A 26,074-nucleotide genomic window follows, 5' to 3' on the forward strand; every position below is an offset into this window, starting at 1 on the left:
AAGCAAGGTCGGCGCTCTTCAGATGATCCGCAGCGTGATCGCCTTCAGCACGGCGCGGGTGCGGTCGCGCGTGCCCAGCTTGTCGAGGATGGTGGAGACGTAGTTCTTCACCGTGCCCTCGGCCAGGAACAGCGTGCGCGCGATTTCCTTGTTCGAGTAGCCGCCGGCGAGCAGGCGCAGGATCGCGACCTCGCGCTCGCTGAAAGTATCGGTCGGCGGCGCTTCGTCGCGGAAACGGAAGCGTGCGCGCACGGGATCGGTGCTCACCGGCTGCAGCAGGGTCTCGCCGGCCGCGACGCGCTGGATGGCGTCGTGCAGGTCTTCGGGTGCGGCGTCCTTCAGCAGGAAGCCTTGTGCGCCGGCATCGGTGGCGCGCAGCAGCAGGTCGCTGTCGTCGAAGGTGGTGAGCAGCAGGAACGGGGTGCGATCACCGCGTTCGCGCAGCTTGATCAGCGCGTCGATGCCGTCCACGCCGGGCATGCGGATATCGCTGAGCACCACGTCCACCGGTTGCGACTCCAGCTTCGCCAGCAGATCGGCGCCGTCATCGGCCTCGAACACCACCTCGACCTGCTGCGCCTTCAGCAGGGCGCGCAGGCCGGCGCGGACCAGCGCCTGGTCGTCGGCCAGGGCGACGCGCACGCTCATGCGGGCAGCCTCACGTCTATGCGCAGGCCACCTGTGGCGCTGCTGCCCAGCTGCACGTCACCCCCCAGAGCGGCGACGCGCTCACGGATGCCCGACAGGCCGTTGCCTTCGCGCACACGCCCTTTGAGGCGGCCATCGTCTTCGATCTGCAGGTGCATGCCTGCGTCCTCCTTCTTCAATGACACGGTCAGCGTCTCCGCACTGGCATGGCGCGCGGCATTCGTCAGGCACTCCTGGACGATGCGCAGCAGCGACTCGGCAACGGCAGGATCATCGACCTTCACGCCCTCCTCGATACGCAAGTCCAGCGCCGGCCGCGGCAGCGGCGCAGCGAGCGCGCGGATCGCCGTCTGCAGGTCGAGTCCGCGCGAGTCGCGCATGGCCTGCACCACGCTGCGGATGTCGTCCAGCAATTCCGTCGAAAGTTGCTGCGCGATGCGGATCTCTTCCCGTGTCCCCAGCGCCGGATCGCTCGCCAGGGCACGCAGGTTGAGCTTCATCGCGGTCAGCTTGTGGCCGGCGACGTCATGCAGTTCGCGTGCGACGCGCAGGCGCTCGGCATCGCGCGCGCTGTCGGCCAGCAGGGCGCGTGTCGCCAGCAGATCCGCATTGACGCGCGCGAGCGTGTCGCGGGAGTCCTCGGCACGCCGTGCGTAATGCACGCACAGCCCGGCGAGCGCCTGGAAGCCGAGGTTGATCAGCACCATCGTGAACGGCGCACCGAACTCATGGTGCACCATCATCAGGTAGAAGCCGAGATTCAACAGCGCCGTTGCGCCGATCAACCAGCGCGGCGACAGGAGGTTCGTGGCGCAGGCGACCCAGACGACCAGCAACACCTGTGCGGTACCGATGCGCGGCGTCAGCCAGCCCAGCAGCAGTGCGAGGCCGGCCATCGCGACCAAGGCCAACTGCCGGGGGCGCTCCCACGTCTCTGGCGCCAGGGCGAACAGAAGGAATCCCAGTGCATACGCGGCCAGCGCCGCTGCCGCGGCCGGCAGCACGTCGGACGGCAGGAAGCGCAGGCCCAACGCGACGGCGGCGAGCGTGAACGCGCCCGCCAGGGTCATGGGTTCGCGGAGTCGGGTCAGGGGCGTCCACATGCGCCCATGCTGTCGTGCGCGCTGCGCCGAGGCAATGGTTCGGACGAAAGTGGTGACTTCCGGCAGGTCAACCGGGGATCGTCAGAACGCGTCGCCCGGCACGCGCACCGCGCCTTCCATCAGCACGCGCGCGCTGCGGCTCATCACCGCCTTGGTCACCGCCCACTTGCCGTCGACCTGCTTCACGTCAGCACCCACGCGCAGCGTGCCGGACGGATGCCCGAACACCAGTACTTCGCGCGTGCCACCACCGGCGGCCGCATTCACCACGGTGCCGGGCACGGCGGCCGCGGTGGCGATGGCGACCGAGGCGGTGCCCATCATCGCGTGGTGCAGCTTGCCCATCGACATCGCGCGCGCGAGCAGATCGATGTCGCCGGCCTGCACCGGCTTGCCGCTGGACGACACGTAATCCTTCGGTGGCGCGACGAACGCCACCTTCGGTGTCAGCGGCCGCTTCGCTGCGGCCTCGATGCTGTCGACCAGGCCCATGCGGACCGCACCGTGCGCGCGGATCGCTTCCAGCTTCGCCAGCGCGGCCTTGTCTTCGTTGATCGCACCCTGCAGCTCGGTGCCGTCGTAGCCCAGCGCCGCGGCCTCGACGAACACCACCGGCACGCCGGCATTGATCATCGTGGCCTTGAACACGCCTACGCTCGGCACGTTGAGATCGTCGACCAGATGGCCCGTCGGGAACATCGCACCGCCACCCTCGCCTTCGCCCTCGTCGGCCGGATCGATGAATTCGAGTTGCACTTCCGCGGCCGGGAACGTCACGCCGTCGAGTTCGAAGTCGCCGGTTTCCTGCACTTCGCCATTCGTCACCTGCACGTGGGCGACGATGGTCTTGTGGATGTTGGCCTGCCAGATGCGTACCGTGACCGTGCCGTTGGCGGGAATGCGGTCCGCGTCGATGAAGCCGTTGGCGATGGCGAACGGACCCACCGCCGACGACAGGTTTCCGCAGTTGCCGCTCCAGTCGATGAAGGACTCGTTGATCGGCACCTGGCCATACAGGTAGTCCACGTCATGCCCGGGCTGCGAGCTCGCCGCGATGATCACCACCTTGCTGGTGCTCGATGTCGCCCCGCCCATGCCGTCGGTGTGCTTGCCGTAGGGATCGGGCGAGCCGATTACGCGGCCCAGCAGCGCATCACGCACGGGGCCGGGCGCCTGTGCGCGCGCCGGAAGATCCTGCAGGCGGAAGAACACGCCTTTCGAGGTGCCGCCGCGCATGTAGGTGGCGGGGATGCGGATCTGGGGGGCGTGGGACATGGAATTCTCAGACTCTTGAACGGATGACAGGGGGCCTACAGAAGCGATCGCTGCGCCGGTGGCTGCAGTGTCCGCGTTGCTACCGTCGCATAACCGTAAGGGTCAGCAATGGCAGTTACCAGTTCGATGGCATCAACTCGCCACAGAATCGGCTCGATACTCAAAGAACCTGTGAACGAACTTGGCGCGCGATAGCACAGTGTGATGTGGGGCTCGTGTCCAATGCTGTCGTCGATGGACTCATCTCGCATGGCCTGGCGCACCGCTCTCAATGCAAGATCGAAGCCGGGAGGATGACCTTTAGCGCGCAACGTCCAATGGATATTTCTGCCTGTGCCGCTACTCGTGATCCGATTGAACACTAAGTCGAACGAAGGGATGCGCACGCGATCCAGTGCACGAACGAGCGCGTCACGACGATCCGACGGATGGTTGACGGACAACGACTGGTGATAGCTCTCCATGGGCCAGACTGAGCCCTCAGGTGCCTCGCTTAGTCCCACCGAGTGCATCGCCGCCCGTGCGTCGCTAGCGATCTCTATGGGTAGCCGAGCCATGATCATGAGCTCACCTGGACGCATGTGTCATGCCCCGTCGGGGATCTCCGGCTCCACCAGCTTCGCCAGCAGCTCCAGCGATTCCTGCCAGCCCTGGTAGCAGAAGTCGACCGGGATCGCGGCGGGGATGCCCTCCTGCACGACGTTCAGTTCGGTGCCGGCGATGCTCTGCTTCAGCGAGACCGTGACCTGCATCTGGCCCGGCAGGCCGGGGTTGTCGAACTGGTCCGTGTAGCGCAGCAGTTCGTTCTCCACCAGCTCCACGTAGGTGCCGCCGAAGGAATGGCTGGAACCGGTGCCGAAGTTGGTGAACGACATCGTATAACCGCCGCCCACGCGCGCATCCATCGAATGGATCTTGCCGGTGAAGCCGTGCGGCGGCAGCCACTTCACCATCGCGTCCGGATCGAGGAAGGCCCGGTAGACGCGGGACGGCGGCGCGCGCAGCACGCGGTGCAGGCGGACGGTACCGGGGGCGTTGTTGTCGGACATGATCGGATTCCTGTGCGGTGGGTGTACCGAGACGACGAACGGGTCAGGCCGCTTTCGACGCGTCGAGGAAATCCTGCGCGAACCGCTGCAGTACCCCGCCCGCCTCGTAGATCGACACTTCCTCGTCCGAGTCGAGGCGGCAGATCACCGGCACCTGCACCGTCTCGCCGTTGGCGCGATGGATCACCAGCGTCAGCCCGGCGCGCGGCCGGCGCTCACCGACCACGTCGAAGGTCTCGGTGCCATCGATGCCGTAGGTCTTGCGCGTCTCGCCCGGCTTGAACTCCAGCGGCAGTACGCCCATGCCGATCAGGTTGGTGCGGTGGATGCGCTCGAAGCCTTCCGCCACGATCGCCTCCACGCCGGCCAGCCGCACGCCCTTCGCCGCCCAGTCGCGCGAACTGCCCTGCCCGTAGTCGGCGCCGGCGATGATCACCAGCGGCTGCTTGCGGTCCATGTAGGTCTCGATGGCTTCCCACATGCGCACGACCTGCCCGTCCGGCTCGATGCGCGCCAGCGAACCCTTCTTCACGTCGCCACCGACCACCGCCATCTCGTTGAGCAGCTGCGGATTGGCGAACGTCGCGCGCTGCGCGGTCAGGTGGTCGCCGCGGTGCGTGGCGTAAGAATTGAAGTCCTCTTCCGGCAGGCCCATCTTCGCCAGGTACTCGCCGGCCGCGCTCGAGGCGAGGATCGCGTTCGACGGCGACAGGTGGTCGGTGGTGATGTTGTCACCGAGCACCGCCAGCGGCCGCATGCCGCGCAGCGTGCGCTCGCCGGCCAGCACGCCTTCCCAGTACGGCGGACGGCGGATGTAGGTGCTCTGCGGGCGCCAGGCATACAGCGGATCGACCTTGCCGCCGTGCTCCACGCGCACGTTGAACATCGGCTCATAGACCTTGCGGAACTGCGCCGGCTTCACGCTGGCCTTGACGATGGCGTCGATCTCCTCGTCGCTCGGCCAGATGTCCTTCAGCGTAATCGGGTTGCCATCGGCATCGACGCCCAGCGCGTCCTTTTCGATATCGAAGCGCACGGTGCCGGCGATGGCGTAGGCGATCACCAGGGGCGGCGACGCAAGGAACGCCTGCTTCGCATAGGGATGGATGCGGCCGTCGAAGTTGCGGTTGCCCGACAGAACCGCAGTCGCATACAGGTCGCGGTCGATGATCTCCTGCTGGATCTTAGGATCCAGCGCGCCGCTCATGCCGTTGCAGGTGGTGCAGGCGAACGCGACGATGCCGAAGCCGAGTTGCTCCAGGTCGGGCAGCAGGCCGGACTCTTCCAGGTACAGCTGTACCGCTTTCGAGCCCGGCGCCAGGGACGACTTCACCCACGGCTTGCGCACCAGCCCCTTCGCATTGGCGTTGCGCGCGAGCAGCGCGGCGGCGATGACGTTGCGTGGATTCGAGGTGTTGGTGCACGAGGTGATGGCGGCGATGATCACTGCGCCGTCCGGCATCAGGCCCTGCGCTTCCTCTCCCCTGCCCGCCTGCAGCTTGGCCTCGTCGGCGATGCCGCGCTCGGCCAGCGCGCTGGTCGGCAGGCGCTTGTGCGGGTTCGACGGGCCGGCCATGTTGCGCACGACGGTGGACAGGTCGAACTGCAGCGTACGCTCGTACTGCGCGGTCTTCAGGTCGTCGGCCCACAGGCCGGCGGTCTTTGCGTAGGTTTCGACCAGGGCGACCTGCTCGTCGCTGCGGCCGGTCAGGCGCAGGTAGTCCAGCGTGTTGTCGTCGATGAAGAACATCGCCGCGGTCGCGCCGTACTCGGGCGCCATGTTGGAAATCGTCGCGCGGTCGCCGATGGTCAGCGCCGCCGCGCCCTCGCCACGGAACTCCAGGTAGGCGCCGACGACCTTCGACTGGCGCAGGAATTCGGTCAGCGCCAGCACCACGTCGGTCGCAGTGATGCCGGGCTGCGGCTTGCCGCTCAGCTCTACGCCGACGATGTCCGGCGCGCGCATCCACGACGCGCGACCGAGCATGACGTTCTCCGCTTCCAGCCCGCCGACGCCGATCGCGATGACGCCGAGCGCATCGACGTGCGGCGTGTGGCTGTCGGTGCCGACGCAGGTGTCGGGGAACGCGACGCCGTCCTGGGTGTAGATCACCGGCGACATCTTCTCCAGATTGATCTGATGCATGATCCCGTTACCCGGCGGGATCACGTCGACGTTCTTGAACGCGAGCTTGGTCCAGTCGATGAAGTGGAAGCGGTCTTCGTTGCGGCGGTCCTCGATGGCGCGGTTCTTCGCGAATGCATCCGGGTCATAGCCACCACATTCCACCGCCAGCGAATGGTCGACGATCAACTGCACAGGCACCACCGGGTTCACCTGCGCCGGATCGCCGCCCATGTCTGCGATCGCGTCGCGCAGGCCAGCCAGGTCGACCAGCGCCGTCTGGCCGAGGATGTCGTGGCAGACCACGCGCACCGGGAACCACGGGAAATCCAGGTCGCGGCGACGCTCGACCAGTTGCCGCAGGAAGTCGTCGCGACGGGCGGGGTCGGCGCGGCGCACGATGTTCTCGGCGTGGACGCGCGCCGTGTACGGCAGCGTGGCCCAGGCGCCGGGTTGCAGGGCATCGACCGCGGCGCGCGCGTCGTAGTAATCGAGCTTGGTGCCCGGGAGCGAGATACGGTAGTCGGTATTCATGGCGTGCCGTCAGCTGTGAACGAGGCGCGCGCGGCGCAAGCCCGGCGCGTGATCACTATGCTACCGGACCCCCTGCCCGCCCTAGCGGAACGGCAACCCACCGTCGGAAAGAAATCGTCGATGCGTTGATGGAGATCATCAACGTGGGACGGTCATTCGAAGACCAGCGCGCCTTTCATCATGTTCCAGTGGCCGGGGAACGAGCAGAAGAAGGTGTAGTCGCCGCCCTTGCGCAGGCGCGCTGTCGGGAACACGACTTCGGTCGTCTGTCCGCCGCCGATCACCGGCGTATGCGCGATCACGCGTGCATCGCTGCGCGGCACGTAGGCGTCGGCCAGCTTCATGCGCCCGCCGGCCAGCCCGACCTCGCGGTGGTGCCGTGTCTCCGTCAGCACCCAGTTGTGCCCCATCGCCTGCGCCGGCATGCGGCCGACATGCTTCAGCACCACCCGCAGCTGCGCACAGTCGCCCGGCACGCGGATGGTCTTCAGGTTGAAGGTCATCATGTCCGTCGCCTCGATCGTTACCGCGCAGTTGCGGGCGAACGCGGCGCTGGAAAGGGAGAACAGCGCGCAAAGCGCGATCAGCGGCAACAGGCGTCGGAGCATCGGGCATCCACGGAGGCGAGGGATGCTGCGATTGTAAGCGTTGCGTCAGACGTCGCCGCCGTCCGCCCAGCCTTCACCGGTGCCGCGCGTGTAGACCGTGTCGCCGTCGCGCACGTCACCGGCCGGGATCGCGTCCTGCTTTTCCAGTCGCGCGTAGATCGGAGTGAAGTCCGGCGCGGTCGCGTTCATCAGCTGCTCGAAGCTGTCGATGACGAAGTAGGTCTTCTGGAACGTGTCGATGCGGTAGCGCGTGCGCATGATCCGCTCCAGGTCGAAACCGATGCGATTGGGCGCGTCAGATTCCAGCGAATACAGCGACTCGCCCTTCGACGATACGATGCCGGCGCCGTAGATGCGCAGGCCGTCCTTCGTGTTGATCAGGCCGAATTCCACCGTGTACCAGTACAACCGCGTCAGGTGCTGCAGCGCGTCCGTGCCGATGCCATGCGCCTTCACGCCGCCCTTGCCGTAAGCCTCCATGTAGTCGGCGAACACCGGATTCATCAGCAGCGGCACATGGCCGAACAGGTCGTGGAACAGGTCCGGCTCGGCGATGTAGTCGATCTGGTCCGGCCGGCGGATCCACCAGGTCACCGGGAAGCGGCGGTTGGCCAGGTGGTCGAAGAACTCCAGCTCCGGCAGCAGGCCTTCCACGCCGACCAGCGTCCAGCCCGTGGCGGCGCGCAGTACGTCGTTCAGTTCGTCGAAGCGGGGGATACGGTCCGGGGTCATGCCCATCGCGTCCTGCGCCTGCAGGAACTCGTCGCAGGCGCGCCCGACCAGCAGCGCCCGCTGGCGCTCATACAGCGTGCCCCAGGTGGCGTGGTCGTCGGTCGGGTAGTCGGCGGGCTGATCCACGAGGGCGGTCGTGTACACCGGCACGTAGCCCTTGTCGGTCTGCTGGTGCTCGACGCGGCGCGGCTCGTTCATGGGGTCCCCCGGAAACTTGGTCAGAGGACGATGCTAGCCGTAGATCCACGCAACAGGCTTGCAAAGTTGCGCGAATACCGACAGGTGGCGCAATGATCGTGCATGAATAGGCTATCCTGTGCAGCATATGACCGAATCGGCCACCCTCGACCGGACCGACCTGCGCCTGCTGGCCCTGCTTCAGCGGGATGGCCGGGCGACCAATGCCGACATCGCCGCTCAGGTGAACCTGTCGCCGTCGGCGTGTCTCCGTCGCATCCAGCGGCTGGAGGTGACAGGCGTGATCGCCGGGTACGGCGCGCGCGTCGATCCCAAGGCGGTGGGCCTCGGCCTCCAGGCGTTCGTGCGCGTCCAGCTCGAGCGGCACGACCCCGCCAGCGTCCAGTTGTTCGGCGACGGCGTACGGGCGAGGGACGAAGTGGTGGCCTGCTATGCGTTGACCGGCGACATGGACTACCTGTTGCACGTGGTGGTGCAGGACCTGGAGCACTTCTCGCGTTTCCTGCTCGACGGGCTGCTCAACGCCAGCGGCGTCGCCGACGTGAACTCCAGCTTCGTGCTGCGCGCGGTGAAGACCGACGCCGGCCTGCCGTTGCCGAAGGTCTGATCGAGGACATCGCCTGTCCGCGTCGCGTGCTACAACGCGCTCGCCACTTTCGGAGGAACCGCCATGTACGGACTGATCGGCAAGATGCGCGCCACGCCCGGGCAGCGCGACGCAGTGCTCGCGATCCTGCTGGAGGGCACCGAGGCCATGCCGGGCTGCCTGAGCTATGTCATCGCGCAGGATCCGGCCGATGCGGACGCGATCTGGATCACCGAAGTCTGGACCGATGCCGCCAGCCACAAGGCTTCGTTGTCGCTGCCCGTCGTGCAGCAGGCCATCGCGAAGGCGCGCCCACTGATCGCCGGCTTCGACAGCCATGTCGAAACGGTGCCGGTGGGCGGGCAGGGATTGCCGTCCTCACGGTAAACGCACGGAACACTGATGTGGGAGCGACGTAAGTCGCGATGAACCGCTGCGGTGCCGTCATCGCGACTTACGTCGCTCCCACATCAACGTCGGCGTACCCGCGGATTTCGTCCTAGACTGCGTCATGGATCTCTTCCTCGCCTCCTGGCAGCGCGCATGGACCGGCATCGGCGCGGCGGGCGAGGGCAGTGCGCTGTTCGAGCAGCTGAAAACCGCGTACGCGGAACCGCAGCGCCATTACCACACGCTCCAGCACCTCGGTGAATGCCTGGCGGCCTTCGATGGAGCGCAAGGGTCGGCCGAGCATCCGCATGCGGTCGAGATGGCGCTGTGGTTCCACGACGCCATCTACGACGTCAAAGGCCATGACAACGAACAGCGCAGTGCCGACTGGGCGCGCGATGCGCTACTCGCGGCCGGCGTCGGCAGCGAATCGGCGCAGCATGTCCACGATCTGGTGATGGCGACGCGGCATACCGCCGTGCCGCAGGGCAGGGACGAACAACTGCTGGTCGACATCGACCTGTCGATCCTCGGCGCTGAACGCACCCGCTTCGACGAATACGAGCAGCAGATCCGCAAGGAATACAGCTACGTGCCGGGCTTCCTGTTCCGGCGGAAGCGCAAGGAGATCCTGCTCGGCTTCATGGAGCGTCCGGCGATCTACAGCACGCCGCATTTCCACGCTGCGCTGGAGGCGAGGGCGCGCGACAACCTGCGTCGCGTGACCTCCTGATCGCTTACGGTTTCACCGGCTGGCCGGTGGCATCGCACTTCACGTCGCGGCCGAAAAGCTTGCCCAGTCGCGAAGGTTCTTCCAGGCAACGCGGGTCCGGTTTCGGCGGCGCATGCTTCGCAGCGTGTGCTGCCGTGCGGGTACGCTGAAGTTCGGCGAGCTTCGCCTTGATCTGCGGCATCGCCGCCAGCGCGGCGCGCTCGCCTTCGAGGATGGCGTTGTTCTTCTGCTCGAAGTCGGCCGGGCCGATGTCGTTGACCTTCGGGCGGATGACGATGTCCGCGCGGGCCAGTTCCTGCTCGCCCAGGCGTTGGCCCATGATGCCGATCGACTGGTTGACGATGCCCAGCATGCTGCCGGGCTTGGTGCCGGGCGCCTTGGTGGAGATGTCCACCGCGATGACGAAGTCCGCGCCCAGCTGGCGCGCGGCGTCCACGGGGACCGGGCTGACCACGCCGCCGTCCACGTAGCTGGCCTTGCCGATCACCACCGGCTCGAACACGCCGGGGATGCTGCTGGACGCGCGCACGGCCTGGCCGGTGTTGCCGCGCACGAACACCGTGCGCTCGCCGGTCTCCAGTTGGGTGGACACGGCGGCGAACGGCTTCTTCAATTGCTGGATCGTGCGCTTGCCGACCAGATCGTTGACGTAGTCCTGCAGCTTCTGGCCCTGCACAAGCCCGCCGGAGAACAGGCGCACGTCGCGGATCTTCGCCTCGTCCAGTGCGAACGCCTGCTTCTGCATCTGGAACGGGTCCATGCCGCTGGCGTACAGCGCGCCGACCACGCTGCCGGCGCTGGTGCCCGAGACGATCTGCGGTTCGATGCCGTTGGCTTCCAGCATCTTGATCACGCCGATGTGCGCGAAGCCCTTGGCCGCACCGCCACCCAGCGCGATGCCGACCTTCGGCTTCGGTGCGGGCGGTACCGTCGCGACGGGGACGGGCGGGGGTGTCGGCTTGACGTTGTCGCCGCCGCATGCGGCCAGCACGAGCAGTGCGGCGAGGGACAGCACGCGGGCAGGAAGGGAGTGCGTCATGGCAGGCAGGGCAGGGGAGAGGCGGGAAGGATACGTAGGTTTACCCAAATGGCGCTGGACTGGCGCAGCGGATCAGGTTTCCGGGCAAGTGGCCGTCGTCGCCGTGTCGGTGATCGGATGCGGCCTGAGCAGCCGCGCCTGCACCAGGGACAACGCCGGCCGCATGTCGTTGAAGAGCTGCTCCCAACCGAAGCCCTCGATGTCGCACTGGTGGGACTCGATGCGCCGAAGCCGCAGCAGGGTCAGGTCTCCGGCTGCCTGGATCTCGAAACGCGCCCACGCTTGTCCACAACTTTCCATCTCGAAGAAGAGCATCAGTTCCCCATTGCTGGCATCGGCATCGCCCTCCTGGGCAAGCACCGTGGCGACCAGAGCGTCGGCGGGAACGGGCGACAGATAGGTCAGGTCGACGTCGCGCCGCGACACGCGGCTGGTGGCGGTGAACGCCAGCAGGGCGACCAGCGCCACCGTCCATCGCACCCAGGCTCGACGGGCTGCGGTGCCCATCCGCCAGGCCCGCCGCAGGAGGGTCAGTGAGGCCGGCAATACGAGCAGTGCCAGCAGATCGGTCGGATCCACCACACGCGTGATGTCGAACCAGGGGCCGGTGTTCCATGCGTCGATGAAAGGCTGCGAGGCCGGTGATTTCCACCATGCGAATGCCAGCGCGACGGCCAGATGGACGAGGACCAGCCGTCGGCCCGCCAGCACGCCGAGAAAGTAGGCGAAGGTGAACACGCCTGCAAAATCCGACAGCTTGCCTGTCACCGCGTTGTGGAATGCCGCCTTGAGCAGGTGGTCGTTGACGACCAACACCACCAGGGCCGATACGAAAGCCGGGTGCAGCAGGGCGTTCAGGCGTGCGTGCAGTGTGGAAGGCGGCATGCGGATCCCCCGGGGTCGACCGGGCGGAGGATAGCGTCCCCTCCGGTCCGCGTCAGACGACGGTGCTGCGCCCGGGGTGCCGCAGGATGGCGCTCGGTCCCCGGACCTGCCGGCGCTCGTGCCGACGTGCCTGAACGTACCCGAGCGGCGGCCTGCGTACGGAGAGCCGACCCCCGATGGGCAACCGCCGTTACCTTCGTCGGAAGCGGGACTTCCGGCCATTGCCCCCCTTGTTGCTGTAATGCAACATTCGCGTGCTAGCGCCCTCGAGCGCCCCGAACCCCACCCACTCGGAAAGCCACCGCCATGTCCCCAGTCCGCCCGGCCGCCCTCCGGCCGCAACGCCTCGCCTTTGCCATCGCCGCGCTGCTGCCCTTCGGCACCGCGTTCGCCCAGGAAGCATCTCCCGCCGCGCCGGCGCCGCAGAGTGCGACGACCCTCGACGCCATCGAAGTGACTGCACAGCGCAAGGTCGAGAACATCCAGGACGTGCCGGTCTCCATCAGCACCGTCAACGCCGAGCAGCTTGGCGTGCTGGCCTCCGGCGGCACCGACCTCCGCTTCCTGTCGGGCCGCGTGCCCAGCCTCAACATCGAGTCTTCGTTCGGTCGTGCGTTCCCGCGCTTCTACATCCGCGGCTACGGCAACACCGACTTCCGTCTCAACACCTCGCAGCCGGTCTCGCTGGTGTACGACGATGTGGTGCAGGAAAACCCGATCCTGAAGGGCTTCCCGCTGTTCGACCTGGAGCAGGTGGAAGTGCTGCGTGGTCCGCAGGGTTCGCTGTTCGGGCGCAACAGCCCCGCCGGTGTGGTGAAGTTCGCTTCGGTCCGGCCGTCGCAGGAAACCAGTGGTTACGGCAAGGTCGGCTACGGTACCGACGACATGTGGAACCTCGAAGGCGCCATCGGGGGTGCCCTGAGCCCGAACTGGTCGGCACGCGCCTCGGTGCTGTTCCAGCGCCGCGACGATTCGGTGAAGAACACCTACCCGGGTCCGAGCGACGGCTACGAGGGGTACGACGAGTCCGCCGGCCGCGTGCAGTTCCTGTACGAAGGCGAGGGCTTCGAGGCGCTGCTCAATGCGCACGCGCGCAAGCTCAACGGCACCGCGCGCCTGTTCCGCGCCAACATCATCCAGCCGGGCACCAACAACCTGGTACCGGGCTTCGACCGCGACGAGGTCACCCAGGATGGCCTGAACTATTCCGAGCTGGAATCGCAGGGCGCCAGCGCACGCCTGAGCTGGGACATCGGCGAGTACAAGCTGTACTCGATCACCGGCTACGAAAGCGTCGAGACCATGAACCGCGGCGACATCGACGGCGGCTTCGGTGCGCCGTATGCGCCGGATGGCCAGTACGGCCCGGGCTTCATTCCGTTCTCGTCGGAAACCGCCGACGGCATTCCCAAGCACGCGCAGTGGACGCAGGAGTTCCGCATCGAGTCGGCCTACGCGGGTCCGTGGAACTGGCAGGCGGGCCTGTTCTACTTCGACGAGGACTATCGCGTCGAAAGCTTCAGCTACGACTCCATCTTCAGCAACGGCGCGCAGAGCGGTTACCAGCGCGTCCGCCAGACGAACGATTCCTGGGCCGCGTTCGGTGCCGCCACCTGGCAGGCCACCGACAAGCTCGAGCTGCGTGGCGGCCTTCGCTATACCGTGGACAAGAAGGAGCTGAGCGTCGAAGCCTACAACGGCACCAAGGGCGACCTGACCGGCCTGTTGGCCGCGCAGCAGGCGGCCTTCGCTGCCGGCGACGCTGCCGATCCGTTCCTGACGGCCTCGCCGGAAGACAAGAAGCTGAGCTGGGACCTGTCCGCGGTCTACAAGCTCAACGACGACACCAACCTGTTCGCGCGCGTCGCCACCGGCTACCGGGGCAGCAGCATCCAGTCCGCTGGCGACTTCAACGACAAGACCGTGGCCGGTCCGGAAACGTCCACTGCGTTCGAGGCCGGCATCAAGACCGACTTCTGGGACAAGCGCGCGCGCCTGAGCGCCAACGTCTTCTATTACGAAGTGAAGGACCAGCAGCTGACCGCGGTCGGCGGCGCCAACAACTCCAACATCCTGCTCAATGCCGAGAAAAGCACGGGCCAGGGTTTCGAGCTGGACTTCCAGGCGTACGTGCTGGACAACCTGCTGCTGACGCTGGGCAGCAGCTACAACGACACCGAGATCAAGGACCGCGACCTGGCCGTGTCGGTGTGCGCGCAGTGCACCGTGACCGATCCGCTGGATGCCAGCGGCAAGGCGCTGATCAACGGCAACCGTCTGCCGCAGGCGCCGGAATGGGTGCACAACCTGACCGCGCGCTACAGCATCGGCCTGGGCGACGGCAGCGAACTGTACGTCTACACCGACTGGGCCTACCGCAGCGAAGTGAACTTCTTCCTGTACGAGTCGCGGGAGTTCACCGGCAAGTCGTCGCTGGAAGGCGGCCTGCGCGTCGGCTATGGCTGGGACTACGGCAACTACGAAGTGGCGCTGTACGGCCGCAACATCACCGACCAGACGCGCATCGTCGGCGGCATCGACTTCAACAACCTGACCGGCTTCCTCAACGAGCCGCGCACGGTGGGCGTGGAGTTCAGCGCGAAGTTCTGATCCAGCGGCTCCCGTCCACGGAAGCCAGGCAACGACGAAAGGCGCCATCCTCGCGGGTGGCGCCTTTTTTCGTCATGGACCGTACAAGCCCTCGCGCAGCGCATCGAGCAGGGTGCCGTCGTCCTGGCGGTGTTCCCAGTACATCACGCCTCCCAGGCCACGCTCGCGCACGTAGGCCGCTTTGGCGCGCAGCGCCTGCGGGTCCTCGTAGGTGACGAAGCTTGCGTCAGTCTGGTTCCACAACCATGCCGCCTGCGCGTCCTTGTCCCAATGACGCACGTAGCCGTTGCGATCGATGTAGTCGGCTTTGAGATCGCGCCACGACAGGAACGCCGCATGCTCGCCGTAAGCCTGGTACAGGCCGTGGTCCGCGCGCTGTACGCGCACGAACTTGCGACCGTAGAACGCCGCGCCGACGTTGAGCTTGGCCGGCGGCACGCCGCCGCCCAGGAACTCGTCGACCGCCTTGATCGTGGTACGCGCATCCCCCGGTGCCGATGCGGATTTCCCGAGCGCCGCGTGATGACCCGTGACCGGCGTCAGGCTGCCGAAGAAGTCGTAGGTCATCAGGTTGATCCAGTCCAGCAGCGGCACGATGCGCGGCAGGTCGAGGCCGCGCGCCGCCTCGCCATCCGCTGCAGCGATGGTCAGGAGGTAATGGCGGCCATCGGCCTTGCCCAGGGCATCGAGCCGGTCGCGCACGGCCTGCAGCATCCGCGTGAAATTGTCGCGATCCGCGGGGCTGTGGCTGATGCCGGGGCCGGGCAGGGTGGGGTACTCCCAGTCGATGTCGATGCCGTCCAGCCGGTGCTGCACGACCAGCCGCACGGCGCTTTCGGCGAATGCGGTACGTGCGGCATCGCTCGCCGCGGCTTCCGAGAAGTTGCCCGATCCCCAGCCACCTACCGATAGCAACAGCTTGAGATCGGGATTGTCCGTCTTCAGCGCATTGAGGCCGACGAGCGCGGTGGTTGCGGTGTCGCTGCGCAGGAAGATTTCATGGGCGTCATTGACGTGCGCAAACGCGAAATTGATCGCATCCAGCTTGCGCGCCTCGATGGGCGGCAGTGTCGCACCGTCCATCACGTAGCCGATCACGATGGGGCGATGCGCCGGTGTTTCGGCAAGGCTCGCGAACGGCGACAGCGCGATCAGTGCCAGCAGGCAGAGGGCGAAGCGGGGCACGGGCACTCCACGGTCGTCGCCACGCGGGCGGGGCCGTCACTATAGCCGCGCGTTCACTCCGTCTTGCGCGGCGGACCTTCTTCCGGCGGGCGACGGGTGAAGTGCAGCACCACGCCGCGCTGCTCTTCTTCCGGATGCTCCGGGCGCACCCACAGCAACGGGACTTCGCGCGGCGCAGGCAGTTCGAGTTCGTCATCGCCTCGCGCGGCGGCTTCCTCTTCCTCGATTTCCCAGCTGTACTTCTTGCGTGGCAGTTCGGGGTCGAGGCGGCGGAACAGGAACGCGGCGATCAGTCCCGCCACCGCGCCGCCCAGGTGCGCCTGCCACGACACGCCTGCCTCGCGCGGCAGGATGGTCAGCACCATGCCGCCGTAGAACAGGAACGCGATCATGCCGGCCGCGATCGCCGCGCGGTCGCGGCGCAGCAGGCCCAGCATGAAGATCATGAACATCAGGCCGTGGGTCAGGCCGCTGGCGCCCAGCGTATGCGTGCCCGGATCGGCCAACAGCCACGGGCCCAGGCCGGAACCCAGCCACACCAGCGGGATCGCCCACAGGGTCGCGCGTGGATAGACCGCACCCGCCAGCGTGCCGAGGATCAACAGCGCCGACGCGTTCGCGGCGATGTGCTCCAGCGATCCGTGCAGCAATGGTGCGGTCAGGATGCCCAGCAGCCCCTCGACGGACAGGGGCTGGATGGTGAACGCGCGCACGTCGAAGCTGTTCTGCGCCGAGTACACCATCGCCAGCACCAGTACGAAGGCCAGGCTCAGGTTGAGCGCACGCAGGAGGCGCTTGCGGTCGTAGCGCTGCTGGGATTCCGGATCGAACGCCGGGTCGTCGGGATGCAGGTCCATGGTCCAGTTCTGGCGGCGGCCCCGGCGATTGCAAGGCCGGGCCAGGATGGACAGACCATCCCGCGGGCGGGATGGTCTGCCGGTGCCGCGTCAGGCCGTCGGTTCGGCCTTCTGCGGCCGCGCCAGGCTCAGCGCCACGGTCACCGCCAGGATCGCCGCCACCGTACCCAGTGCCCACGGGACCGGGATCTTGTAGATGTCGATCAGCAGCATCTTGGTGCCGATGAAGCCCAGCACCACCGCCAAGCCATAGGGCAGCAGATGGAAGCGGTCAGCCATGCCGGCCAGCAGGAAGAACATCGCCCGCAGGCCCAGCACCGCGAACACGTTCGAGGTCAGCACGATGAACGGGTCCGAGGTGATCGCGAAGATCGCCGGGATGCTGTCCACCGCGAAGATCACGTCGGTCACGCCGATCAGCACCAGCACCACGAACAGCGGGGTGAACCAGCGCACGCCGTTCTCGCGCACGCTGAGCGCCGCACCGCGATAGCCATCGGTCAGCTTCAGGTGGCCGCGCATCCAGCGCAGTGCGGGGTTCTTCTCCAGGTCCGGTTCCTTGCCGGCGGCGAACCACATCTTGATGCCGGTCAACAGCAGGAACGCACCGAAGAGGTAGAGCAGCCAGTGGAACTTCGCCAGCAGCGCCGCGCCGGCGAAGATCAGGATGCTGCGCAGGACGATCGCGCCCAGGATGCCGATCACCAGCACGCGCTGGCGCTGCTCATCGGGCACGGCGAAGTAGGTCATCACCATCAGGAACACGAAGATGTTGTCGACCGCCAGCGCCTTCTCGACCAGGTAGCCGGTCAGGAACTCCAGACCCACGCGGTTGGCCTCGACCAGGCCGGCGGTTTCATTGACGTACCACCACAGGCCGCCGTTGAAGGCCATCGCCAGCGCGACCCAGCCCAGGCTCCACCACATCGCTTCCTTGAACGTGACCTTGTGCGGCCCGCCGTGGCGCATCAGCACCAGGTCGACCAGCAGCGCGACCACGACCAGACCGCCGAAGCCGGCCCACAACCAGGGGTTACCAATCGTTTCCATGAGATTCCCGAAAAAAGTGGAGGACGGCCGCGGGCGCGGACATCTCGGGAACCGGGAAACGGGGATCCAGGGTATGCCTTCGCCATCGCGGCGAAGGTCTCGCTCACAGCCCGGTGGGCTGCCGTGGGACCGGAGCATTGCTGCTCGAAATGACGGCCGGCACGTTGGGAGCTACTCCCCTTCTGCGGTGAATTGTCCGGATGGCGCCCGGCACGGTCAACCGCGCGGGTAAAATGCGTTCATGAACACGCCCAACCCGACCGTACGCCTGAAGAACGCCTGGCGTTCCAGCCACCCGTGGATCTTCCAGAAACTGGTCGAGAAGCCCGCCCAGAAGCCCAAGCCCGGCAGCCTCGTCGAGGTGGTCGGGGTGGACGGGGAGTGGATCGGCCGCGGCTTCTACAACGGCCATTCGCGCATTGCCGTGCGCATCCTGGAGACGCATCCCGACATCCCGGTCGACGCCGGCTGGTTCTCGCGCAAGATCGCCGACGCCGTGTCGCTGCGCCGCGACGTGCTGAAGTTGGACGCGATCACCGATGCTTGGCGCGTGGTGCATGCCGAGGGTGACGGCCTGTCCGGCCTGGTCGTGGACCGCTACGGCGACCTGATCGTGGTCGAGTTCTTCGCCGCCGGCATGTTCCGCCACCGCGAATGGATCTACGAGGCACTGCGCGAGCAGTTCCCCGGCTGCCGTTTCCACAGCTTCGCCGACGAACACGTGCAGAAGCAGGAAAGCTTCGAGTTCCACGGCAACACCACCACTGAAGCGGCGGTCATCACCGAGTACGGCGTGAAGTTCCGCGCCGACCCGGCTGGCGCGCACAAGACCGGCTTCTTCGCCGACCAGCGCGAGAACCGCGAATGGCTCAGCCAGCAGGTCGAGGGCAAGACCGTGCTCGACCTGTGCTGCAACACCGGCGGCTTTGCGGTGTACGCGGCGGCGCGCGGCGCGTCCGAGGTCATCGGCGTGGATATCGACCAGGACGTCATCCAGATCGCCAAGGGCAACGCCAAGCTCAACAATGCGCGACCGAAGTTCGTGCAGGCGGACATCTTCCCGTACCTGCGCGACGCGGCGAACCGCGGCGAGCAGTACGACGTGGTGATCCTCGACCCCGCCAAGATGACGCGCGACCGTGAGCAGGTGATCGCCGCGCTGAAGAAGTACCTCGACATGAACAAGCTGGCGCTGGGCGTGGTGAAGCCGGGCGGCCTGTTCGCGACATTCTCGTGCACCGGCCTGGTCAGCGAGGAGCAGTTCCTCGACATGCTGCGCCGCGCCGCCTACTTCTCCGGTCGCACCATCCAGATCCTCAAGGTCGCCGGTGCCGGTCCGGACCATCCGTTCATGGCGCACGTGCAGGAATCGCGCTACCTGAAGGCGGTGTTCTGCCGCGTGGTCGACTGACGATGCAGCATGCGCGCGGCCTGCGGATCGTTCCGGTCCTGCTTGCCGCGCTGCTGGCCGGTTGTGCATCCACACCGGCCACGCCCTGGCAATCGCTCGTCGACGCATCCCAATGGCGCAGTGTCGGCGGAGTCGCGCTGGATCCGCGCTGGCAAGTCCGCGACGGCGAACTCGCGCTGACCGAAGCCGGTGGCGGCGACATCCTCAGCGTCGGCACGTACGGCGATTTCGAGCTGGAACTGGAATGGCGGCTGCCGGCCGGTGGCAACAGCGGCCTGTTGTATCGCGCGGTCGATGCCTCGCCCATCTGGGCGCGTGCGGTGGAATACCAGCTGCTCGACGACCGCGAGGCCGAAGACCGTATCGTGCCGAGCCACCGTGCCGGTGCCGTGTACGATCTCATCGCACCTGCACGCGATGTGCTGCGTCCCATCGGCGAGTACAACCAGGCGCGCATCGTCGCCTGCGGCCCGCGCGTGGAGCACTGGCTCAATGGCGTCCGCATCGCTGCGTACGACACGGAGAGCGATGACTGGCGTCGGCGCGTGGCCGCCAGCAAGTTCGCCGGGCAGACGGAGTTCGCCAAGGCGCGTCGCGGGCATCTCGGCTTGCAGGACCATGGCAACGCGGCGCACGTACGCAACATGCGTATCCGCGCGCTGGACCCGAACTGCTCGTAGGTTCTGCTGTGGGAGCGACGTAAGTCGCGATGACCCTGTGCAGCGATCTGCCATCGCGACTTGCGTCGCTCCCACAGGAAAGACCCACGAAAAAGGCGGGCCGAGGCCCGCCTTTTTCACTTACGACGCGAGGCGCTTAGCCTTCCGGCGACAGCTCGATGCAGTCGAACTGCACGTCGGGGTTCACGTCGGCGTCGTAGTCCACATCGCTGCGCTCGAAGCCGAACAGCTTCAGGAACTCGTGCTTGTAGTTGGCGTAGTCGGTCAACTGGAACAGGTTCTCGCTGGTGACCTGGGGCCACAGCGCCTTGGCCTGGTCCTGCACTTCGGGCTTCAGTTCCCAGTCGTCCAGGCGCAGGCGGTTCTCGTCGTCGGTCTCGGCCGGTGCGCCGTCGGCGCGGTACATGCGGTCGCGATACAGGCGGTCGAGCTGCTCGATGGTGCCTTCGTGCAGGCCGAGCTCCTTCATCACCTTGAACACGATGCTGATGTACAGCGGCATCACCGGGATCGCCGAGCTGGCCTGCGTCACCACCGACTTCAGCACGGCGACGTTGGCGGTGCCGCCGGTCTTCCTCAGTCGCTTGTCCAGGCGCTGCGCGGTCTGGTCCAGGTCGACCTTGGCGCGGCCGAGCGCGCCGTGCCAGTAGATCGGCCAGGTGATGTCGGTGCCGATGTAGCTGAAGGCCACCGTGCGTGCGCCGTCGGCCAGCACGCCGGCGGTGGCCAGCGCATCGATCCACAGTTCCCAGTCCTGTCCGCCCATCACGGTGACCGTGTCTTCGATCTCCTGATCGGTGGCCGGTTCGATCGTCGCGTGGGTGATGACGTCCTTGTTGGTGTCGACGGCGGTGGACGTATACGGCGCGCCGATCGGCTTCAGCGCGGAGCGCTTCACTTCGCCGGTCGAGGGCAGCTTGCGCACCGGCGAGGCCAGCGAATAGATCACCAGGTCGACCTGGCCGCCCATCTCTTCCTTGATCAGCTCGATGACCTTGGCGCGCGCCTCATCGGAGAAGGCGTCCCCGTTGATCGAGCGACTGTACAGGCCCGCTTCCTTCGCGGCCTTGTCGAAGGCGGCGGAGTTGTACCAGCCGGCGGTGCCCGCCTTCTTCTCGTTGCCGGGCTTCTCGAAGAACACGCCCAACGTGTCCGCGCCGAACCCGAACGCCGCGCTGATGCGCGCTGCCAAGCCGTAACCGCTGGACGCACCGATCACCAGCACCTTCTTCGGTCCGTCGTTGCGCATGCCCTGCGCGCGCGTCGCCGCGATCTGGTCGCGCACGTTGAGCTCGCAGCCGAGCGGATGGGTGGTGGTGCAGATGAAGCCGCGGACTTTGGGATGGATGATCAACGTCGTAACCCGGGGGATGGTGTGCCTGCGCGGCATCTTAGTGCCGCGGGCGCCGGGATTGAAGCGTCAGGGCTGCACACGCCTGCGTATGGCGAGCGCGGATCCTCGATGCGCGGACAAAGAAAAAGCGGGCCGAAGCCCGCTTCTTTGATACGCGGATGGCAACGCGGTTACGCGTCGCCGCCCTTGGCCAGCATGCTGTTGCGACGGCTGTAGGCCAGGTAGACGACGATGCCGACCACGTTCCAGATCAGGAACCACAGCTGGGTGCGGTGCGGCAGGCTCCAGAACAGGTACAGGCAGCCGAGGATCGCGACCGGACCGACCACCCACGCCAGCGGCGTGCGGAACACGCGCGGACGATTGGGTTCGCGTGTGCGCAGCACCAGCAGGCAGACGCCGACGGCGACGAACGCCGCCAGCGTGCCGGCATTGGCGAGCGCAGCAATCTCGTCCAGTCGCGCCACGCCGGCCAGCGCGGCGACCAGCACCGCGGTGAACACGGTGATCGCCACCGGCGTGCCGGTACGCGCATTGACCTTCGACAGGCCGCGCGGCAGCAGGCCGTCGCGCGACATCACGAAGAAGATGCGGCTCTGACCGTAGAAGAACGCCAGCAGCACCGTCGGCAGCGCAACGATCGCCACGATGCCGATCACCAGCGCGGCGGTGCCGTGGCCGAGTTCGCGCATGATCAACGCCAGCGGCTCGGCGCTCTGGCCGAAGACGGTGTAGCTCAGCGCGCCGACCGCGGCGACCGCGACCACCAGGTAGATCAGCGTGCAGCCGACCATCGAACCGATGATGCCGATGGACAGGTCGCGGCCGGGATTCTTGGTCTCTTCGGCGGCGGTCGAAATCGCATCGAAGCCATAGAAGGCGAAGAAGATGATCGCCGCCGCCGCCATCACGCCGCGTTCGACGCCGTCCGGCCCGATCGACTTCGGGAAGCCGTACGGCATGAACGGCTGCAGGTTGTCCGGGTTGAACGCCGGCAGCGCGACCGCGATGAACACCGCCAGCGCGATCAGCTTGAACACCACCAGGATCGCGTTGAGCGTGGCGCTCTCGCGCGTGCCGGCGATCAGCAGGCCGGCGACGGCGAAGGTGATGACGATGGCGGGCAGGTTGATGACGCCGCCCGCATGCGGTCCGGCGGACAGCGCCGCGGGCAGGGTCACGTTCCAGCCGAAATTCTGCTGCACCCATTCGAGGAAGCCGACGAAGTAGCCCGACCACCCCACGGCCACCGTGCTGACCACCAGCGAGTATTCGAGGATCAGGCTCCAGCCCACGATCCAGGCAATGGATTCACCCAGTACGCCGTAGCTGTAGGTATACGCGCTGCCGGCGGCCGGCATCATCGTCGACAGCTCGGCGTAGGCCAGCGCCGCGCAGGCACAGACCACGCCAGCGACCACGAAGGAGATCAGCACCGCGGGCCCGGCCTTCTCGGCGCCCACGCCGATCAGCGTGTAGATGCCGGTGCCGACGATGGCGCCGATGCCCAGCGCCACCAGGTGTGGCCAGCTCAGCGTGGGAACCAGTCGCCGGCCTTCTTCGTGCTCGGTGATCCGGTCGATGGATTTGCGCCGTAGCCAGGTCATGGAAACTCCTCGGGGTGCGTCAACGGAACAGCGCGCGGGCGGTGTGCCAGCGCTAACGGGATGGGGGAAAAGGTCCGCGGCGTGTCGCCCGCGACCGCCCGCAGCCTAAGCGGCCCGGGCCGGCGCTGGCAATCGGCGGCGCACCACGCGCGGGCCGCGAGGCTCAGAGATACGACGGTCGCGCGGGGTCGAACACCGGCGGGTAGCGGTGCACGTCGAGCAGGTCGAGGAACACGTCCAGTCCTTCGTCCGAACGCACCAGGTCGTACTCGGCATCCGACAGCAGGTGCACCACCAGCGCTTCCACCCCATGGCCCTGCAGGTGCAGGTTGTCGAACAGGTGCCGGTCGCCGGCAAGCGACGGCGGCAGCAGCAGGAAGGTCGAGAACGGCGAGGCGTCCAGCGGTGGCGTGGACATCGGCACGGTATGGCCGTAGCCCAGCCAGCTGTCCTCGGCGAAGGGCAGCTTCGCCAGCCAGCGCAGCCGTTCGATGAAGGCCGGATGCGGTTCGCGCACGTACCAGAACAGTTCTCGTGCCGCCGATTCGTCGCCGTCGTAACCACGCGGCAAGGTCATCAGCCGGTCGCTCATGCCGCAGGTCGCCAGCACGTAACCCGGCCTGTCGTCGCCGGGAAAGGTGCGGGCATAGACATGGACATCCACGCGGTGGAGACGGTCGTCGTCGTGGTCGACGCGGAAGGGTTCGCCCAGCGCATCGCGCAACGCCGCCGCACGCGCGGCCGCGAGCGCGGGCAGCGGATCGGGCGCGGCGCCCATCAGCGTGCGGAGACGTTGCAGCAAGCCGGCTTCCCCAGGCGGTCAGTGCGCCGCGACTGTGCGCCGGACAGAAGCCGAGGGTCAAGGCGCATATGCGCATCCGTGACGCCGCGCGCGCTTCCGCTGCGAGGCCGTTCGCGCTGTCGCCGGCGCAGGCCATGAGACGGCAACGGCTACACTGTCCGCATGGATTCCCAGACCCTGCTCATCCTCCTGCTGGTCCTCGTGGCCGTGGCCGTCGTCCTGCTGGCGGTGCTGGTGCTGCGCCGCCCGGAGGCACGTATCGGCGACCTGCTGGAACGCGCGCTGCGCGACGAACAGCGCGAGGGCCGTAGCGAGTTGCGCGAGCAGCTGGAAGGCCTGTCGCGCGCGCAGGAAGTACGCATCGACGGCTTCGCCCGCAATCTCGCCGACCTGAGCACGCGCACCGACCAGCGCCTGGATGTGCTGCGCGACACGCTGAGCGAGGACGCACGCAAGGGCCGGCTGGAGGCGTCCGAATCGCAGCAACGCTTCGCCGACACACTCGGCCAGCGGCTCAGCGAGCTGACCCAGCGCAATGAACAACGCATCGGCGAGATGCGCACCACGCTGGAAGGCCGCCTGAAGGAGCTGCAGGCCGACAACGCGCAGAAGCTGGAACAGATGCGCGCCACCGTGGACGAGAAGTTGCAGACTACGCTGGAAGCGCGGCTGGGTGCGTCGTTCAAGCTGGTGTCCGAGCGGTTGGAACAGGTGCAGCGCGGCTTGGGAGAGATGCAGCAGCTCGCCACCGGCGTCGGCGACCTCAAGCGCGTGCTGACCAACGTCAAGAACCGTGGCGGCTGGGGCGAAGTGCAGCTGGAAAGCATCCTCGAGCAGACCCTGACCCAGGAGCAGTACGGCCGCAGCGTGAAGGTGCGCCCGGACAGTGGCGAGATGGTGGATTTCGCAGTGCGCCTGCCCGGCCGCAGTCCCGATGACGTGCCGGTCTGGCTGCCGATCGATTCCAAGTTCCCCAGCGAGGACTACGAACGCCTGATCGATGCGCAGGAGCAGGGCGACGCCGAGGGCGTGCGCCAGCAGGGCGCGCAGCTGGAGCGCGCGATCCGCACCCAGGCCAAGTCGATCAGCGACAAGTACGTGGTGCCGCCGCATACCACCGACTTCGCAGTGATGTTCCTGCCTACCGAAGGCCTGTATGCCGAGGTGATCCGTCGTCCCGGGCTGGTCGACCTGCTGCAGCGCGAGCACCGCGTGGTCGTCGCGGGTCCAACCACGGTCACCGCGCTGCTCAACAGCCTGCAGATGGGGTTCCGCACCCTGGCGATCGAACGGCGCTCCAGCGAAGTCTGGGTGTTGCTGGGCGCTGTGAAGAGCGAGTTCGGCAAGTTCGCCGGCATCCTGGAAAAGGCCGAGAAGCAGATCAGCACCGTCGGCCGCAGCCTGGGCGAAGCCAGCCGCAAGACCCGCACCATCGAGCGGCGGCTGCGCGGGGTGGAGTCGCTGGGAGGCGAACAGACCCGGCAGCTGCTCGGCGATATCGGGCTGGATGGCGGCGATGAAGACGAGACGGACACCGACGCCGAATAGGGGTGTCGTGTCCACGGTGGTGGCCTACCATCTTTCCTTCAGTCTTCCCCCAGGAACCCCCGTATGCGCCTTACCCTGATCTTGTCGACGTTGCTGGTGCTCGCCGGCTGCACCACCACACCTGCGACCGATCCCTCTGCCGTCGATGCTGCTCAGTGCGCCGCCTCCGGTGGCCGGGTCCAGACGCTGGGCCGTCTGCAGCGTGAGCAGTGCGTGGTGGCCTACGCCGACGCCGGCAAGTCCTGCAGCAGCAAGTCGGATTGCAGCGGCCAGTGTCTGGCCAGTGGCGACGAGGAACTGGTGCCGGGTGCAAAAGCCACCGGCGTGTGCCAGCGCGACGTGAGCCAGAACTTCGGCTGCCGCCAGCGTATCGATGGTGGCGTGGCCGAAGGCACCATCTGCGTCGACTGATCCTTCCCAGGGTGCTGCGACGCGGCGCCCGCTTGCCTGCTACGAGAGCCGCATGAGCCAGACCATCCACGACATTCCTGTTTCCACCCTCGAAGGCCAGCCTTCATCGCTGGCCGACCATGCCGGCAAGGTACTGCTGGTGGTCAACGTGGCCTCCAAGTGCGGCCTGACGCCGCAATACGAAGGCCTGGAGAAGCTCTATCGCGAACAGCGCGACGCCGGGCTGGAGGTGCTGGGTTTCCCGGCCAACGATTTCATGGGCCAGGAGCCGGGCAGCGAGGACGAGATCCGCCAGTTCTGCTCGCTGACCTATGACGTGACGTTCCCGATGTTCGCCAAGATCGCCGTCACCGGCGAAAGCACGCACCCGCTCTACCGGGCGCTAATCGACGCGCAGCCGGCCGCCACCGGTGAGGGTCCGTTGCGCGAAAAGCTGGCCGGGCTTGGCCTGTCGCCGAATCCGGCCCCCGGCATCCTGTGGAACTTCGAGAAGTTCCTGGTCGGCCGCGATGGCCAGGTGCTCGCGCGCTTCGCACCGGACGTCACCCCCGACGATGCGCGCCTGCGCGAGGCGATCGAACGCGCACTGGCCTGATCGCCCGTCGTCAGCCAAAGAAAAAGCCGGCGCATGCGCCGGCTTTTCTTTTCCCGCGT

General features: G+C 67.0%; 25 protein-coding genes. 9 read left to right on the forward strand and 16 right to left on the reverse strand.

Annotated elements, in window-relative coordinates:
* Nucleotides 1-18 precede the first annotated feature (18 nt).
* The 8 genes from IB230_RS17050 to phhA all read right to left on the reverse strand — a co-directional run bounded on the left by IB230_RS17050 (nucleotide 19) and on the right by phhA (nucleotide 8,272).
* The gene (locus tag IB230_RS17050) at nucleotides 19-648 is read right to left on the reverse strand and encodes a response regulator transcription factor (RefSeq protein ID WP_192274066.1); all 630 of its coding nucleotides are present in this window, start codon (nucleotides 646-648) and stop codon (nucleotides 19-21) included.
* Nucleotides 645-1,751 (reverse strand): histidine kinase, encoded by a 1,107-nt coding sequence (locus IB230_RS17055; RefSeq protein WP_192274067.1) that lies wholly within the window; start codon nucleotides 1,749-1,751, stop codon nucleotides 645-647. The genes IB230_RS17050 and IB230_RS17055 overlap by 4 nt, the downstream gene beginning before the upstream one ends.
* Before the next feature lie 81 nt (nucleotides 1,752-1,832).
* Entirely contained in the window at nucleotides 1,833-3,026 is a 1,194-nt protein-coding gene (gene prpF / locus IB230_RS17060) for a 2-methylaconitate cis-trans isomerase PrpF (protein ID WP_192274068.1), read from the reverse strand.
* A gap of 35 nt (nucleotides 3,027-3,061) precedes the next feature.
* Nucleotides 3,062-3,490 (reverse strand): hypothetical protein, encoded by a 429-nt coding sequence (locus IB230_RS17065; protein WP_192274069.1) that lies wholly within the window; start codon nucleotides 3,488-3,490, stop codon nucleotides 3,062-3,064.
* Nucleotides 3,491-3,610: 120 nt separating this feature from the next.
* Nucleotides 3,611-4,075 (reverse strand): SRPBCC family protein, encoded by a 465-nt coding sequence (locus IB230_RS17070; RefSeq protein WP_192274070.1) that lies wholly within the window; start codon nucleotides 4,073-4,075, stop codon nucleotides 3,611-3,613.
* A gap of 43 nt (nucleotides 4,076-4,118) precedes the next feature.
* Entirely contained in the window at nucleotides 4,119-6,734 is a 2,616-nt protein-coding gene (acnD, locus tag IB230_RS17075; RefSeq protein WP_192274071.1) for a Fe/S-dependent 2-methylisocitrate dehydratase AcnD, read from the reverse strand.
* A gap of 152 nt (nucleotides 6,735-6,886) precedes the next feature.
* Entirely contained in the window at nucleotides 6,887-7,342 is a 456-nt protein-coding gene (gene azu / locus IB230_RS17080; protein WP_192274072.1) for an azurin, read from the reverse strand.
* Nucleotides 7,343-7,387: 45 nt separating this feature from the next.
* Complete coding sequence (gene phhA / locus IB230_RS17085; protein WP_192274073.1) at nucleotides 7,388-8,272, reverse strand: phenylalanine 4-monooxygenase; 885 nt, start codon at nucleotides 8,270-8,272, stop codon at nucleotides 7,388-7,390.
* Between the two features lie 127 nt (nucleotides 8,273-8,399).
* On the opposite strand from phhA, the gene IB230_RS17090 reads away from it, so the two are divergent.
* The 3 genes from IB230_RS17090 (at nucleotide 8,400) to IB230_RS17100 (ending at nucleotide 9,981) form a co-directional block, all read left to right on the forward strand.
* Nucleotides 8,400-8,879, forward strand: a complete 480-nt coding sequence (locus tag IB230_RS17090) for an Lrp/AsnC family transcriptional regulator (RefSeq protein ID WP_192274074.1) — start codon at nucleotides 8,400-8,402, stop codon at nucleotides 8,877-8,879.
* Between the two features lie 63 nt (nucleotides 8,880-8,942).
* Nucleotides 8,943-9,245 (forward strand): putative quinol monooxygenase, encoded by a 303-nt coding sequence (locus IB230_RS17095; protein WP_192274075.1) that lies wholly within the window; start codon nucleotides 8,943-8,945, stop codon nucleotides 9,243-9,245.
* A 124-nt stretch (nucleotides 9,246-9,369) separates the two neighbouring features.
* Nucleotides 9,370-9,981 (forward strand): N-methyl-D-aspartate receptor NMDAR2C subunit, encoded by a 612-nt coding sequence (locus tag IB230_RS17100; RefSeq protein WP_192274076.1) that lies wholly within the window; start codon nucleotides 9,370-9,372, stop codon nucleotides 9,979-9,981.
* 4 nt (nucleotides 9,982-9,985) lie between these two features.
* On the opposite strand, the gene IB230_RS17105 is transcribed toward IB230_RS17100, so the two are convergent.
* Both IB230_RS17105 and IB230_RS17110 read right to left on the reverse strand, forming a co-directional pair.
* Entirely contained in the window at nucleotides 9,986-11,020 is a 1,035-nt protein-coding gene (locus IB230_RS17105; RefSeq protein WP_192274077.1) for a patatin-like phospholipase family protein, read from the reverse strand.
* A gap of 72 nt (nucleotides 11,021-11,092) precedes the next feature.
* Nucleotides 11,093-11,905, reverse strand: a complete 813-nt coding sequence (locus IB230_RS17110; protein WP_192274078.1) for a hypothetical protein — start codon at nucleotides 11,903-11,905, stop codon at nucleotides 11,093-11,095.
* A 306-nt stretch (nucleotides 11,906-12,211) separates the two neighbouring features.
* Here IB230_RS17110 and IB230_RS17115 point away from each other — a divergent pair, with 306 nt between their 5' ends.
* Nucleotides 12,212-14,515: a TonB-dependent receptor gene (locus IB230_RS17115; protein WP_192274079.1), complete on the forward strand. Its 2,304-nt coding sequence runs from the start codon at nucleotides 12,212-12,214 to the stop codon at nucleotides 14,513-14,515.
* 72 nt (nucleotides 14,516-14,587) lie between these two features.
* Here the strand turns inward: IB230_RS17115 and IB230_RS17120 are convergent, their stop codons facing one another.
* The 3 genes from IB230_RS17120 to IB230_RS17130 form a co-directional block, all read right to left on the reverse strand.
* Nucleotides 14,588-15,700, reverse strand: coding sequence for a glycoside hydrolase family 18 protein (locus IB230_RS17120; RefSeq protein WP_192274080.1), 1,113 nt, complete (start codon nucleotides 15,698-15,700; stop codon nucleotides 14,588-14,590).
* 53 nt (nucleotides 15,701-15,753) lie between these two features.
* Entirely contained in the window at nucleotides 15,754-16,557 is an 804-nt protein-coding gene (locus tag IB230_RS17125; protein ID WP_192274081.1) for a rhomboid family intramembrane serine protease, read from the reverse strand.
* Nucleotides 16,558-16,647: 90 nt separating this feature from the next.
* On the reverse strand, nucleotides 16,648-17,607 hold the full coding sequence (locus tag IB230_RS17130) for a TerC family protein (RefSeq protein ID WP_192274082.1): 960 nt from the start codon (nucleotides 17,605-17,607) through the stop codon (nucleotides 16,648-16,650).
* Nucleotides 17,608-17,848: 241 nt separating this feature from the next.
* On the opposite strand from IB230_RS17130, the gene IB230_RS17135 reads away from it, so the two are divergent.
* Complete coding sequence (locus IB230_RS17135) at nucleotides 17,849-19,018, forward strand: class I SAM-dependent rRNA methyltransferase (RefSeq protein WP_192274083.1); 1,170 nt, start codon at nucleotides 17,849-17,851, stop codon at nucleotides 19,016-19,018.
* A 2-nt stretch (nucleotides 19,019-19,020) separates the two neighbouring features.
* Entirely contained in the window at nucleotides 19,021-19,698 is a 678-nt protein-coding gene (locus IB230_RS17140; protein ID WP_192274084.1) for a DUF1080 domain-containing protein, read from the forward strand.
* A gap of 136 nt (nucleotides 19,699-19,834) precedes the next feature.
* On the opposite strand, the gene fabV is transcribed toward IB230_RS17140, so the two are convergent.
* The 3 genes from fabV to IB230_RS17155 all read right to left on the reverse strand — a co-directional run bounded on the left by fabV (nucleotide 19,835) and on the right by IB230_RS17155 (nucleotide 23,461).
* A complete protein-coding gene (fabV, locus tag IB230_RS17145) occupies nucleotides 19,835-21,052 on the reverse strand; it encodes an enoyl-ACP reductase FabV (RefSeq protein ID WP_192274085.1) in 1,218 nt (405 codons plus the stop codon).
* A gap of 170 nt (nucleotides 21,053-21,222) precedes the next feature.
* Nucleotides 21,223-22,659 carry an amino acid permease gene (locus tag IB230_RS17150; protein WP_192274086.1) on the reverse strand — a complete coding sequence of 479 codons (1,437 nt, stop codon included), beginning with the start codon at nucleotides 22,657-22,659 and terminating at the stop codon, nucleotides 21,223-21,225.
* A gap of 163 nt (nucleotides 22,660-22,822) precedes the next feature.
* Entirely contained in the window at nucleotides 22,823-23,461 is a 639-nt protein-coding gene (locus IB230_RS17155) for a suppressor of fused domain protein (protein ID WP_192274087.1), read from the reverse strand.
* Between the two features lie 162 nt (nucleotides 23,462-23,623).
* Here IB230_RS17155 and IB230_RS17160 point away from each other — a divergent pair, with 162 nt between their 5' ends.
* From IB230_RS17160 to IB230_RS17170, 3 genes are all read left to right on the forward strand, one after another.
* Complete coding sequence (locus IB230_RS17160) at nucleotides 23,624-25,009, forward strand: DNA recombination protein RmuC (protein WP_192274088.1); 1,386 nt, start codon at nucleotides 23,624-23,626, stop codon at nucleotides 25,007-25,009.
* Nucleotides 25,010-25,072: 63 nt separating this feature from the next.
* Complete coding sequence (locus tag IB230_RS17165; RefSeq protein ID WP_192274089.1) at nucleotides 25,073-25,420, forward strand: hypothetical protein; 348 nt, start codon at nucleotides 25,073-25,075, stop codon at nucleotides 25,418-25,420.
* Between the two features lie 52 nt (nucleotides 25,421-25,472).
* Nucleotides 25,473-26,015 (forward strand): glutathione peroxidase, encoded by a 543-nt coding sequence (locus tag IB230_RS17170; protein ID WP_192274090.1) that lies wholly within the window; start codon nucleotides 25,473-25,475, stop codon nucleotides 26,013-26,015.
* Nucleotides 26,016-26,074 lie beyond the last annotated feature (59 nt).

This window comes from Pseudoxanthomonas sp. PXM01 (assembly GCF_014851815.1).
Classification (GTDB): domain Bacteria; phylum Pseudomonadota; class Gammaproteobacteria; order Xanthomonadales; family Xanthomonadaceae; genus Pseudoxanthomonas_A.

Coding starts and splice junctions, on each gene's coding strand:
- IB230_RS17070 (WP_192274070.1), bottom strand. CDS start 4,075: ATGTCCGACAACAACGCCCCCGGTACCGTCCGCCTGCACCGCGTGCTG.
- IB230_RS17130 (WP_192274082.1), bottom strand. CDS start 17,607: ATGGAAACGATTGGTAACCCCTGGTTGTGGGCCGGCTTCGGCGGTCTG.
- IB230_RS17135 (WP_192274083.1), top strand. CDS start 17,849: ATGAACACGCCCAACCCGACCGTACGCCTGAAGAACGCCTGGCGTTCC.
- phhA (WP_192274073.1), bottom strand. CDS start 8,272: ATGAACGAGCCGCGCCGCGTCGAGCACCAGCAGACCGACAAGGGCTAC.
- IB230_RS17100 (WP_192274076.1), top strand. CDS start 9,370: ATGGATCTCTTCCTCGCCTCCTGGCAGCGCGCATGGACCGGCATCGGC.
- IB230_RS17065 (WP_192274069.1), bottom strand. CDS start 3,490: ATGGAGAGCTATCACCAGTCGTTGTCCGTCAACCATCCGTCGGATCGT.
- IB230_RS17140 (WP_192274084.1), top strand. CDS start 19,021: ATGCAGCATGCGCGCGGCCTGCGGATCGTTCCGGTCCTGCTTGCCGCG.
- IB230_RS17165 (WP_192274089.1), top strand. CDS start 25,073: ATGCGCCTTACCCTGATCTTGTCGACGTTGCTGGTGCTCGCCGGCTGC.
- IB230_RS17110 (WP_192274078.1), bottom strand. CDS start 11,905: ATGCCGCCTTCCACACTGCACGCACGCCTGAACGCCCTGCTGCACCCG.
- IB230_RS17105 (WP_192274077.1), bottom strand. CDS start 11,020: ATGACGCACTCCCTTCCTGCCCGCGTGCTGTCCCTCGCCGCACTGCTC.
- IB230_RS17170 (WP_192274090.1), top strand. CDS start 25,473: ATGAGCCAGACCATCCACGACATTCCTGTTTCCACCCTCGAAGGCCAG.
- IB230_RS17125 (WP_192274081.1), bottom strand. CDS start 16,557: ATGGACCTGCATCCCGACGACCCGGCGTTCGATCCGGAATCCCAGCAG.
- IB230_RS17095 (WP_192274075.1), top strand. CDS start 8,943: ATGTACGGACTGATCGGCAAGATGCGCGCCACGCCCGGGCAGCGCGAC.
- IB230_RS17115 (WP_192274079.1), top strand. CDS start 12,212: ATGTCCCCAGTCCGCCCGGCCGCCCTCCGGCCGCAACGCCTCGCCTTT.
- azu (WP_192274072.1), bottom strand. CDS start 7,342: ATGCTCCGACGCCTGTTGCCGCTGATCGCGCTTTGCGCGCTGTTCTCC.
- prpF (WP_192274068.1), bottom strand. CDS start 3,026: ATGTCCCACGCCCCCCAGATCCGCATCCCCGCCACCTACATGCGCGGC.
- IB230_RS17055 (WP_192274067.1), bottom strand. CDS start 1,751: ATGTGGACGCCCCTGACCCGACTCCGCGAACCCATGACCCTGGCGGGC.
- acnD (WP_192274071.1), bottom strand. CDS start 6,734: ATGAATACCGACTACCGTATCTCGCTCCCGGGCACCAAGCTCGATTAC.
- IB230_RS17150 (WP_192274086.1), bottom strand. CDS start 22,659: ATGACCTGGCTACGGCGCAAATCCATCGACCGGATCACCGAGCACGAA.
- IB230_RS17160 (WP_192274088.1), top strand. CDS start 23,624: ATGGATTCCCAGACCCTGCTCATCCTCCTGCTGGTCCTCGTGGCCGTG.
- IB230_RS17050 (WP_192274066.1), bottom strand. CDS start 648: ATGAGCGTGCGCGTCGCCCTGGCCGACGACCAGGCGCTGGTCCGCGCC.
- IB230_RS17090 (WP_192274074.1), top strand. CDS start 8,400: ATGACCGAATCGGCCACCCTCGACCGGACCGACCTGCGCCTGCTGGCC.